General features: G+C 39.3%; 13 protein-coding genes. 9 read left to right on the plus strand and 4 right to left on the minus strand.

All coding sequences use genetic code 11. From position 1 onward, the window contains the following. Positions 1–459 (minus strand): aminotransferase class III-fold pyridoxal phosphate-dependent enzyme (locus NL42_RS16055; RefSeq protein WP_461313490.1); only part of this gene is annotated, 459 nt, incomplete at its 3' end. Between the two features lie 136 nt (positions 460–595). Between NL42_RS16055 and NL42_RS16060 the strand changes: the two genes are divergently transcribed. The 9 genes from NL42_RS16060 to NL42_RS16100 all read left to right on the plus strand — a co-directional run bounded on the left by NL42_RS16060 (position 596) and on the right by NL42_RS16100 (position 10,355). Beyond that, on the plus strand, positions 596–1,018 hold the full coding sequence (locus NL42_RS16060; RefSeq protein ID WP_461313491.1) for an Lrp/AsnC family transcriptional regulator: 423 nt from the start codon (positions 596–598) through the stop codon (positions 1,016–1,018). Positions 1,019–1,346: 328 nt separating this feature from the next. Further along, complete coding sequence (locus tag NL42_RS16065) at positions 1,347–2,777, plus strand: gamma-aminobutyraldehyde dehydrogenase (protein WP_461313492.1); 1,431 nt, start codon at positions 1,347–1,349, stop codon at positions 2,775–2,777. Between the two features lie 28 nt (positions 2,778–2,805). After that, complete coding sequence (locus NL42_RS16070) at positions 2,806–3,576, plus strand: nuclear transport factor 2 family protein (protein ID WP_461313493.1); 771 nt, start codon at positions 2,806–2,808, stop codon at positions 3,574–3,576. A gap of 55 nt (positions 3,577–3,631) precedes the next feature. After that, positions 3,632–4,351 carry a FadR/GntR family transcriptional regulator gene (locus NL42_RS16075; RefSeq protein WP_461313494.1) on the plus strand — a complete coding sequence of 240 codons (720 nt, stop codon included), beginning with the start codon at positions 3,632–3,634 and terminating at the stop codon, positions 4,349–4,351. Positions 4,352–4,416: 65 nt separating this feature from the next. Further along, positions 4,417–5,124: a cache domain-containing protein gene (locus NL42_RS16080; RefSeq protein WP_461313495.1), complete on the plus strand. Its 708-nt coding sequence runs from the start codon at positions 4,417–4,419 to the stop codon at positions 5,122–5,124. Positions 5,125–5,312: 188 nt separating this feature from the next. Further along, positions 5,313–6,644 (plus strand): APC family permease, encoded by a 1,332-nt coding sequence (locus NL42_RS16085; protein ID WP_461313496.1) that lies wholly within the window; start codon positions 5,313–5,315, stop codon positions 6,642–6,644. A gap of 18 nt (positions 6,645–6,662) precedes the next feature. Continuing rightward, positions 6,663–8,108: an NAD(P)/FAD-dependent oxidoreductase gene (locus NL42_RS16090; protein WP_461313497.1), complete on the plus strand. Its 1,446-nt coding sequence runs from the start codon at positions 6,663–6,665 to the stop codon at positions 8,106–8,108. A 147-nt stretch (positions 8,109–8,255) separates the two neighbouring features. Further along, complete coding sequence (locus tag NL42_RS16095; protein ID WP_461313498.1) at positions 8,256–9,614, plus strand: amino acid permease; 1,359 nt, start codon at positions 8,256–8,258, stop codon at positions 9,612–9,614. A gap of 381 nt (positions 9,615–9,995) precedes the next feature. Then, positions 9,996–10,355: a hypothetical protein gene (locus tag NL42_RS16100; RefSeq protein WP_461313499.1), complete on the plus strand. Its 360-nt coding sequence runs from the start codon at positions 9,996–9,998 to the stop codon at positions 10,353–10,355. A gap of 153 nt (positions 10,356–10,508) precedes the next feature. Here NL42_RS16100 and NL42_RS16105 read toward each other — a convergent pair whose 3' ends face one another. From NL42_RS16105 to NL42_RS16115, 3 genes are read right to left on the minus strand one after another with little or no spacing between them, the layout of a single operon-like run. Beyond that, a complete protein-coding gene (locus NL42_RS16105; protein ID WP_312825230.1) occupies positions 10,509–11,189 on the minus strand; it encodes a DUF799 domain-containing protein in 681 nt (226 codons plus the stop codon). Further along, positions 11,186–11,554: a DUF4810 domain-containing protein gene (locus NL42_RS16110; RefSeq protein WP_192834694.1), complete on the minus strand. Its 369-nt coding sequence runs from the start codon at positions 11,552–11,554 to the stop codon at positions 11,186–11,188. Before NL42_RS16110 ends, NL42_RS16105 begins: the two co-directional genes overlap by 4 nt. Before the next feature lie 17 nt (positions 11,555–11,571). Further along, the gene (locus tag NL42_RS16115; protein ID WP_461313500.1) at positions 11,572–12,198 is read right to left on the minus strand and encodes a CsgG/HfaB family protein; all 627 of its coding nucleotides are present in this window, start codon (positions 12,196–12,198) and stop codon (positions 11,572–11,574) included. Positions 12,199–12,200 lie beyond the last annotated feature (2 nt).

Genomic DNA, 12,200 nt, shown 5'->3' on the forward strand with positions numbered 1-12,200 from the left:
AGGTTGACCACCCGCTGAAACGGTAAATAAAGTACGGCCATGGAACGCATTATTAAATGCCACAATGCCGCTTTTGCCCGCAACGCCACTGTCTAGACCAACTTTACGAGCCAGTTTTAGTGCTGCTTCGTTCGCTTCAGCACCTGAGTTACAGAAGAAAACCTTGTCTGCAAATGTATTTTCAGTGAGTTGTTTTGCAAGGCGTAGAACGGGTTCATTTGTATAACCATTGCCTACATGCCAAAGTTTTGTTGCTTGTTCTGTTAAAGCATTTACTGCCACTGGATGCGCATGACCTAATGCGTTTACTGCAATCCCGCCTGCAAAATCAATATATTCTTTATTTTCTTGATCCCAGATACGTGAACCTTCGCCACGTACAGGAATGAAATTTGCCGGTGCAAAAACTGGAACCATCCACTCGTTAAAGTCACTACGTGAAACTGCAAAATTATTCATTTTATCTAGTCCATTAAATTAAAATTATGAGGGTTAGCTGATGACCCTATTATTCAAAATCAAATTGATTCACAAAATTTGTAATTCAGTCAAAAATGAATTATTTTTTACCAATCTGATAATTGACAATTACAATATGGATAACATTGATCAAATTATTTTAGGTTTACTTAAAGATAACGCACGGATGTCTGTTACCGAGTTAGCCGAAAAAGTTCACGTTTCAAGAGCAACCGTCAAAAAGAAAATCGAGTATTTGGAGTCTTCGGGCATCATTACTGGATATACGATACGCTTTAAACCCAATGCAGAACGAAATGTTATTCGTGCGTGGATGAGCATTATGGTCGAAGGAACCAAAGCACAATCTGTAATTAAAGAATTACGCCTAGAAAGTGCCGTGGAATGTCTACATAAAACCAATGGCAAATGGGACATTTTGGTCGAGCTACGCTCTGATACCTTAGAAAACTTCGACAAAGTTTTAGAAAGAATCAGGAATATTTCAGGTATTTATAACAGTGAAACCAGCATTCTGCTTGCGAGTCATAAGACCTAATCATTTACTTTAATTTCAATAAATAAGAACTCGAAATTGATGAGCTAAGCACAAGGTTTGGCTCATCAAGCTGCTCTCGATTAGAAAAATTCTGCTCTTATCTTTCCTCAAATCTACTGAACGAATACAACAAAGAGCCTGTTCTAAAAATCTTCAATAAATTTTCTAATTTTTTAAACAATCAAATCAAAAACTTAAATTCTAATTTGATTTAAATCCCAACTTTTTTCACTCACTCCCCTCATCAAAGCATTTGACAGAAAATTTAAAACATAATACATATAGTCTTATATGTTATATGTTAAAACCTAAGGACAAGGTATAAAAAATGGCTAAAACTCAACTACAACACTTTATTAACGGCGAATATGTTGCTAGCAAAGGAAATGATTATTTCGACTTGGTCAGCCCAGTGACTGGTGAAGTTTATGCACAATCACCGAATGCAACCGAGGCCGAAGTTGATGCAGCTTATGCTGCTGCAAAAGAAGCATTTAAAATTTGGGGACGCACTATACCTTCAACTCGTCAAAAAGCATTATTGAATTTGGCAGATGCGATTGAAGCAAATGCGGAGCGTTTAATTGAGGCGCAAAGTCGTAATACGGGTCAGTTAAAACACTTAATTGCATCTGAAGAAGTAGGTGCGTCAGCAGATCAGGTGCGTTTCTTTGCAGGCGCTGCTCGCTTATTGAATGGCACAGCTTCAGGTGAATATTTAGAAGGTTTAACCTCTTCTATTCGCCGCGAACCAGTCGGTGTTGTTGGTCAAGTTACGCCTTGGAACTATCCACTCATGATGGCTGTTTGGAAAATTGCGCCTGCTTTGGCTGCGGGTAACACAGTGGTACTTAAACCAAGTGACACAACACCAGAAAGTACCCTTTTACTAGCAGAAATTGCTGCACCATTTTTCCCTAAGGGCGCATTTAACGTAGTGTTAGGCCAAGCTCAGGTGGGTTCAAAAGTTGTATCACATAAAACCCCTGCGCTCGTTTCTATTACAGGTTCGGTTCGTGCTGGATTACAGGTTGCAGCTTCAGCGGCTGCAAATTTAGCAAAAGCTCATCTTGAGCTTGGTGGTAAAGCACCTGTGGTGGTTTTTGAAGATGCCGACATCGATAAAGCAGTTGAAATGATTGCATTAACCGGCTATTTCAACGCAGGTCAAGACTGTACTGCGGCCACACGTGTGATTGTGGCTGAAGCTGTTCATGATGAGTTTTTAGGCAAATTAGTTGAAGCTGCAAAAAATACCCGCTTTGGCGAACCCGATGATCAAGATGCACTTTATGGTCCACTCAACAATGCCAATCAATTGAAGAATGTTAAAGCTTTTATTGACAACTTACCTGCTCACGCCAAAGTTGAAACAGGCGGAAAACAAGCAGACCGTCCGGGCTTCTATTTTGAGCCAACTGTTATTAGTGGTTTAAAACAACATGACGAAGCGATTCAAAATGAAATTTTTGGACCAGTGATTACCGTTCAAAAATTTACCGATGAAAATGATGCCATTGAAAAAGCCAACGATATTGAATATGGCCTAGCTTCAAGTGTGTGGACCACAGATCACGCCCGCGCAACTCGTCTGTCACGTGAACTCGATTTCGGTACAGTTTGGATTAATACCCATATTCCTTTAACCGCAGAAATGCCACACGGCGGTTTCAAAAAGTCAGGTTATGGTAAAGATTTATCTGGCTACGGTTTTGAAGAATATACCCGCGTTAAACATGTAATGAGTTCAAATGAATAATAAAAATGGACTTTGAAAGGAGATCAAAATGAATAAACAAGAAATGAAAGACATGGTGACTAAAGCTCATCACGAGCTATTTAATCTACATGACACCACTGCTCTAGACCGTTATTTTTCTGAAGACTTTGTAGAGCATTCTCCACTGGTTGCAAATGGTCTTTCAGGCCTTCGCCAACTGGTAGAAGATTGTCCGGACATGCAACATGAAGCTGTGCGTGTATTGGCAGATCGCGACTTGGTTGCAATTCATGGCCGCTTTCAAGGTTTAGATGAAAACCCATTGGTGGGTTTTGATATTTACCGCGTTAAAGATGGAAAAATTGTGGAACATTGGGATGGACTAGTCACTGAAGCAGCTCCGAATGTGAGTGGTAGAACGCAATTAGATGGTCCAACCGAAATCGTAACTCACCATGATTCGGAGAAAAATCGTGAGATTGTGACCTCCTTCTTTAAAAAGTCCTTAATCGATGGAAATTACGAAGCATTTAAAGAATACACCCACAACGATCAGTTCATTCAACATAGTCCAGATATTGGTGATGGTGTTAAGGCAGTCATTGATTTTTTGAACAATATCCGTAATGAAGGACAAGGTTTGGTATACTCCAAAACTCATCGCTCCATTGCTGATGGTCAATTTGTATTGACACATTCTGAAGGAAATATTGCTGGAAATCGGCATGCCTATTTTGAACTGTGGCGTGTAGATAACGGCAAAATTGTTGAACTTTGGGATGCAATACCAGCCGTGCCTGAAGATGAACAGGCAGTCCATCAATATGGCGTGTTTTAATCATTTATCCGTTTCATTAAGCTAAGTCACTGACTTAGCTTTTAGAGAATTCGCCATGTCAGCATATACGATAATTTTTGCACCTATCGCTCAGGCAACTCGATCGGAACAAGTTGTAGAACGCTTGGAAAATGCAATTATCTCTGGATTGCTCAAAAGCAATGAACAACTTCCTAACGAGGCGGATCTAGCTCGCTTAATGGGAGTGTCACCCATTACCGTTCGTGAAGCGTTAAATACTTTACGCGTAAAGGGTCTGATTGATACACGACGCGGGCGAAACGGCGGAAGTTTTATTTGTGAGTTACCTTCCGATTTACTCTTAAACAAGCATCCTCTACGTCAAGCTTCCAATGAATATCTAGCTGATTTAGGCGAGTTTCATAGTGCAATTTTAAGCCATGGTGCATATTTGGCAGCACAAAGAACCACCGAATATGAACTAAACAAAATCAAAGAGCTGATTGAACAATTTGAACAGGCCATTGAAGCAGACACACGAGCGCAACTTGATTTACGTTGTTTGCTGACCCTCACCTCTTTTGCTCAATCAGCTCGACTGGCAAATCAAGAGTTAACTATACAAGCCGAATGGGCACCGCTCATTGCTGTGCTTTACCAAGATGATCAATTTCATCAACTGGTCGTTGCGCAATACCACCAACTTTTATCATCTTTTGTTCAAGCCAATGAAGATGATGCTGTTATTCAAGCACGAAAAATTATTTCGATGCTAACGGATCAAATGCTTCGATATAAGTTATCTATCGAATAAAAATAATAAAGTAGAGCGCTTATCAAATATCGAGTGAGAAATACGGAATTTTAGGAGTTATAGGAATGACCCAACATTTAGATATAGAAGAGCTTCAAAATTTGTTAAAGACGGTGGTTGAGGAAACGACAGCCATTACAGAAAATCTGGCAACCAAAGCGAGCCAAATTCTCTCTAAGCATGAACCTGAAAAAACAAAAGACGTTAAGCTTTCAGGTTCAGAACGTTCAGCATTGCAAAAAGAAATTAAAAAGGCGTTACAGGAAAGCCATTACAGTCAAGGTATCGGCTTTGCAAGTTATAGCCCTGCAACCCAAGAAGAACAAGATTATTGGACACTCGAATGGTGGTATAAAAAAGAAGATCAGTTACAACAAGCCAAACTTGAGAACTATCAAAATGCTCAGCGATTTTTAGATTTTCGCTCTTTTGAATGGTTCCATAAACCTGCTCAAAATAAAAGTCCGTGCATCCATGGGCCTTATGTCGATTATATTTGCAATGGTGCATATACCATCACCCTTGCCCATCCGGTCATGATTCGAGATCAATTTATCGGTGTAATTGCCACCGACATTTTAGTTTCAGCGCTCGAAAAACTACTCATGCCGAAGCTTAAAAACATCAAACAAAAAGCAATCGTGATCAACGATTCTTCTCGAGTCATTACTTCAAATGACATCACCATCAGAACAGGCACATTATTTAGAGGACAAAATCCTCAGCAGGTTCTGTCACGACCGTGTCAATCTTTTCAACTGGTCGTGATCTAGAGTGAAGTCAAAAAATATAAATATTTGACTTTGCTTTAGGGCATCACCAAGGCGAAATAGCCCCTAGCTTTTGTTCAAACTTTCTTCAAATAGACGTGTTTATTCAGGTCTAGGGTAAGTTTTGGCTCAAAAATAGCATCGCTTTTCCGGATGAAAAGCAAAACAACGAAATTTGAGGTTGAAATGACATGGAAAATAAAACGTCTTCCTTAAAAAAACTGTCTCTTTGGCAAGTCACAATTATTGGTATTGCCTACATGACCCCGATGACAGTGTTTGATACTTTCGGTATTGTCTCTGGCATTACCAATGGACATGTACCACTCGCATATTTACTCGCACTTGGGGCCATGTTACTCACCGCTTGGAGCTATGCAAGATTCAGCAAAAATTCAGAAAAATCAGGCTCGGCATATAGCTATACAACTGAAAGTCTAGGGCCTAAAAGCGGCTTTTTCGTCGGCTGGTGTTCCCTACTCGACTATCTGTTATTACCCCTCATTAATGTTCTGCTTGCCGCAATTTATCTCACAGCCCTTATTCCAAGTCTGCCTTATTGGTTTTGGGTATTTGTGTCGGCGGGCCTAGTCACTTTAGTGAATTGTTTCCGCATTCGGTTACTCGCCAATTTAAGTCTGTTGTTTGTATTTGCACCCATCATACTCATGGTCATTTTTGTTTATTTAGTGATTCAGGGTATTGGCTCGACTCAAGGTTATGAGCATGTGCTTACATTAGCCCCACTCTGGCATGAGCACCAATCTATACTACCGCTCGTTGCGGGTGCCTCAGTTTTGTGCTTTTCATTTTTGGGCTTTGATGCGGTTACCACGCTTTCAAATGAAACCAAACAACCCACTAAAAATATTCCCCGAGCAGTCATGTTAACAACACTGGTTGGTGGGTTCATTTTCTTTACAGCCGCTTGGTTTATTCAGCTTTATTTTCCAAATAATCTACGCTTTCAGCACCCTACTGAAGCACTACCTGAAATTGTGCTGTATGTCGGCGGTGCATTTTTCCAATCCGTATTCTTATGCGGGCAAATTATGAACACAGTCGCCTCTGGCCTTGCCTCTCATGCCAGCGCTTCGCGTTTACTGTATATAATGGGCACCGATAATATTTTCCCTAAAAAGTATTTTGGGACAATTCACATCTCCTTAGGTACACCATTTTTTTCAGTTTTATTTGTTGGTCTTATTTCAATGTCCGCGGTTTTTCTAGATTTAGCACAAGTCGTAAGCCTGATCAGCTTTGGTGCACTAGTCGCTTTTACAGCCGTAAATTTCTCAGTCTTTATGAAGTTTTATATTAAAGATAAACAGCGCTCAGGGTTTAAAAATAAATTTCTAAACCTCTTTTTACCGCTTTTATCAGTCATCAGCATTATTTGCCTCTGGCTTAACCTTGATTCATCTTCACTCACTTTCGGATGTTTCTGGTTATCACTAGGCATTCTTTTATTTATCTATAAAACGATTAAAAAACAAAGTATTGCTATTAGTAATGCTTATTAATTTTTAAGGAACTTCGTCATGAATATTATTTCTAAACCCCAGTTTTTAAAAGACGTGGAATATAAACCAAGTAAATCTCTACAAGTGGGTAAAGAATGGAGCTGGTTAAATCCGAAACATGCAAAATTTGACACAACCACTGTAGAAGGCACATCGGTAGATAATCCAGCGAACTACTATGAAAGCTCACTTTCTGATTGGCATACATTTGACAGTTTACAAGCTGATATTGAATGTGATGTGATTGTTATTGGTGGCGGTTTATTAGGTTCATCGACAGCCTTACATTTAGCCGAACAAGGTGTAGATACCGTTTTATTAGAAAAAAATCGTATTGGTAGTGCAGCTTCTGGTCGAAATGGCGGACAACTCACCCCAGGTCTAGCACGCTGGGAAGCTCAAGAAATGGCCGATCGCTTAGGTTATGAAGATGCAAAAAAACTGTGGCATTTTACCTCTACGGAAGCGATGAAACTGATTGATGACATCTCAGAAAAATACCAGCTTAACTTTGACCGAAAATACGGTCATATTACTGCCGCTGTTCATGAAGGGCATTTAGTGGGTTTAACACAAGGCGCCGATGCTCGAAAATATTTAGGTGAAGACCATACCCGCATTGTGGGTAAACACGAACTCATGGACTATATTAAGTCTGACTACTATACGGGTGGTTTAATTGATGAGTTGGGTGGACAAATTCATCCTTTAGCTTTAAACCGCGGCTTGATTTATGGTTTTTGCCAAAACGGCGGTACTGTTTATGAGCAAACAGAAGTCATTTCAATAGAAGAAAAACCAGATGGGATTTATGTTCAAACAGCAAATGCCGTCGTGAAAGCTAAAAAGTCTGTAGTTTTGGCAGTTCACCATGCTTCGTTTAAACTTTTATCAGAGCAAAACAATACCACTATTCCATTTTATACTTATGTTGCAACCACCGCTCCGCTAGAGCTTGATACAAAAGAGCTTCTACCATTTGGGCATCCGGTCTATGACACTCAGTTCCAGATTGATTACTACCGCCCTGTGTTTAACAACCGCTTATTGTTTGGTGGTCAAGGCACAGGAACATGTTGGGGACCAGAGAAAACTTTAAATTATCTAGAACATCGAATTCATACCGTGTTCCCTCAAATTAAAAATCTAGAGATGGATTTTGTCTGGAGTGGAACGACTGATTTAACGGTAAATGGTGCAGTTGATAGCCGTAAGTTTGGCAATAAATTCCCGATTTATGCGGTTCATGGTTGGAGCGGTCATGGTGTGGCACAGACAGTACGCATTGGTAAAGCCATCGCAAGTGATTTTGTTGGGCAATCTAATGACTTTGAAATGTTATCTAAAATTGATCACCAAAATATTATGTTTGGCCGCACACTTGCACCCGTTGTTATTCCACTCGCAAAAAGTATGTATGGCATCGGCGCAATGATTAACCCAGGTAAAATGGTGTCTTTCTAATTTATAGAACCACTAATTTTCCAAAAAGGATTCGTATAGCTTTGTACGGATCCTTTTTTATTTACCTGAGTAAAATCCTTTTCAAACTAGGTTATCCCTAGCCAATCTATTACAATAGCGCCAGCTTTTTAATTCAGCGCATATATTTTGAGCAACTCATCTTCCCAATTAAAACGTGGACTTAAAAATCGTCACATCCAGTTAATCGCTATGGGTGGTGCTGTCGGGACAGGTTTATTTTTAGGTTCTGCACAAGTCATCCAGTCCGCTGGTCCTTCCATTATTTTAGGTTATGCCATTGTCGGTTTGGTCGCATTTTTAATTATGCGCCAAATGGGTGAAATGATCGTAGAAGAACCGGTTGTTGGCTCTTTTAGTTACTTTGCACAAAAGTATTGGGGAAGATTCCCTGGTTTTTTATCGGGCTGGAACTATTGGGTGGTCTATATTCTCGTTGCAATGACCGAGCTGACAGCGGTCGCTAAATATGTGCATTATTGGTGGCCCCATATTCCTGCTTGGATATCAGCCTTATTTTTCTTTGTTCTAGTCACATGTTTAAACTTGGGCAATGTTAAATTTTATGGTGAATCTGAATTTTGGTTAGCCATTATTAAAGTCGCTGCTGTCATTTCGATGATTGTGTTTGGTCTATATTTATTGCTTACAGCGGGTAGTGACTCTATCGCTAGCTTCTCAAACCTATGGCAGCATGGCGGATTTTTCCCACATGGGTTCTCGGGCCTATTTTATATGCTCGCCTTTTTAATGTTCGCCTTTGGCGGCATTGAACTGATTGGGATGACCGCCGCTGAAGCGGAAAATCCTGAAAAAAGCATTCCACAAGCCATTAACCAAGTCATCTTTCGAATCTTGATTTTTTATGTGGCTTCGCTTGCTATCATCATGTCACTTATTCCGTGGAATCAGCTTGACCTTGGTGGTTTAGATAAAAGTCCATTTGTCATGATTTTTAGCCAACTAGGTATTGGTTGGGCAGCACATTTACTTAACTTTATTATTTTGACTGCTGCGCTTTCGGTTTACAACAGCGGCATGTATGCCAACAGCCGTATGTTATATGGGCTTGCAGTACAGGGCCATGCTCCAAAAGTTTTTGCACAAGTGAGCAAACAAGGTGTTCCTAAAGCTGCTGTTATCTTCTCTTCTATTCTGATTTTTGGTTGTGTATTACTTAACTATTTCGTACCAGAAGAAGCTTTAAGCTATCTCATGTACATGGCCGTAGCCGCTTTGGTTTTAAACTGGGCAATTATTAGCTTTACCCATTTGAAGTTTAAACGTGCGATGAAACTTGAAGGTAAAGCTGTCAAATTTCCTGCGCTATTTTCGCCTTTGAGTAACTATATTGTTTTAATTTTCATTGGCATGATTTTATATATTATGTGGACTCAAGGATTTGAAAAATCGGTGATTTTACTTCCGATCTGGATCACTTTCATGTTTGGGCTATATAAGTTTCTGAGTTGGAAAAAAGCACTCTAATATTCAAAGAAGGCTTATTCAAACAGGATAAGCCTTTTATCATTGAATAGCTCGCGTCACCCGAAGTAACTTCAGAAAATCTACTCAAAAAACCATTCACATTCTATTCATCATTATTGAATTATTCTCTGCTAGACACATCGATATGTAAGCCTTAGTCATTCTAAACATTGGTATTTAATGGGATAATTATTAAAGTACAAGTGTTTACATGATCTATAAATATTTGTGTCAATGTTCAGCTAAAATCAAAGCAGACCAGTTTATTGTTGCAATCACTCAATAGGCAAAAGACACTTCATCGTAAGATAAGTTCTTTACCCACTTTACTGATTTAGCGCCGTCAACTGTGTCACTCAATGATGAAAGACAGGAAATTTTATGGAAAAAACTCTGCAATGTCCTAAGTGTGGTTCTACAGAAGTTGAAGCACGTGACCATGACAAATTACTTAGAACAACTGGCGGTGTTTTACTGACAGCTGCTGGCACAACGGCAGGTACTGTAGGTGGTGCAGCCACTGGTGCTACTGTTGGTGCAGCTATTGGTACTGTTGCTGGCCCATTAGGTGTGATTGTTGGTGGAACTGTGGGAACTTTTGTCGGTGCAATTAGCGCAGGTATTACTGGCGGTGTAGTTGGCAATATTTTTGGTAAAAAAGCGGGCGTGATGATCGATAAAAATATTTTTCAGGACTATCGCTGTCTAAAATGTAAATACCGCTTTAAGCAAAAGAAGTAAAACGAATTAAGTAGGAGAACTAGTTGCTCTAGCTCTCCTGCCTAACCAAAAAATTTATAAAACCTTTTGGAATAATTTTATATAGCGCTCCATATAATTAATATATGAAGCAGCCTATTTTTAATAGAGTAACACTTTAGCTAAGATTTTGATTTACTTAGCTACTACTCCATCTTGTTGATACTTTGGTGAACGTGGACCATATAACAAACCCATACCCGGATTATAAGTCGTCGGGGTAAAAAGTTGAGTATTTACCATACTCGCTAATGGATAAGCCCGATCGTTAAAGCTGCCAGCAATCTGTTCAACTAAAGCACCGACAACCATTCCGATTAAACCCGCATTGCCATCATTACTTGCTTGAACAAGTTTTTTCTCACCTGTCCAAATCACATCTCCAGTTTTTAAATCAACAAGCTTTGCATCAGCACTTACTGTAGCCACACTTTGGATCACTTGGTACTTAGAACCATATTCTTTAATGCGAATATATAAAGCAGCATCTGCACCAAAAATCTCTTGTAATTTCTGAGGTGCAATAGACTGAGCATCACTGCCATTAGTAACACCATTCTCTTTAAACATATTGTCTACAACAGAGATTGGAAAAACGTAATAGCCAGCTTCTGCAACAGGCGCCACCACAGTAGGCCAATAACTATAAGTCGCTTTTACATCAGGCGAATCATTGACTGGTGGCAATACCAAAATCGATTTTGGCATATGAGCTTTATAAGCCGTAATATCTTTATTAGGCGGTGGAGTAACAGCACATCCTGTAAATGCAAGGCTAGAAATAACTAAACCAGCAATTAAAAATTTCTTAATCATGATTTTGTATACCCACCATTAGCATTCATTTTTTGCAATAAACGATCCATTAAAACTGTAGACTCTGGATATACTTGACGTTCAAGCTGGAAATACTCGATTGCTTTTTGAGAATTATTTTCTTGTAAATATAATAATCCCAAATGAGCATATAAACCTGGTGGAACGGCTAAGCCCTTACCTTTAGTTTTTTCAATTTCAGCTTCTAATTTTGTGATTTGCGAACTAGGTGTAGCTTTTTCAGGTGCGTTATACATCAAATAGGTTTGATGAGTATAAGTTCCCCAATTATATAAAGGTTGAGGACCTGCGGCACAACCAACCAATCCCATAGCAAGAAAACTGCTTAAAAGAATTTTTTTCATCTAACACATATCCAAAATTATTGAACTGACCAACGGTTATTTTGAATATCTGCTACTAGATTATTAACTGCTTCACGAACAGCTAAATCGAGTACTTTGCCATTTAAAGTAGAATCATAAGAAGCTGTAGAGCCAAAACCTAATACTTCACGAGCACCTAATGCATATTCACCTGCACCCTGTACGGAATGCACAACTTCTGATGTTTTTACATCAACAACATTTAAATTAACTTTTGCATAAGCAACTTGCTCTTTACCGCGACCTAAAATACCAAATAACTGCTGATCGCCTACTTCTTTACGACCAAACTCAGATACATCACCAGTAATGACATAACGAGCGCCTTTAATAGATTGGCTTGTATTGCTATAACCAACTTCTTGTTTAATCTCAGATAAGTTGTCGCGATTTAAAACTGTAAAATAACCAGTTTGCTGTAAATGTGTCTCAAGAATAGTTTTTGCTTGTCCGCCTAGACGGTCAACATTATCAGAGAAAACACCTCTCATATAACTAGAGCGATTATCAAATTTACCAATAGAAACTGGAGCTTTTACTCCCGTATATTTAATTTGTGATGTAGCTACAGCCACTTGTGGGCTTTGGATCGTTCTTGAAGTTTCAGTAGTTGAACAAGCAATTA

This window comes from Acinetobacter sp. GN11 (assembly GCF_054823985.1).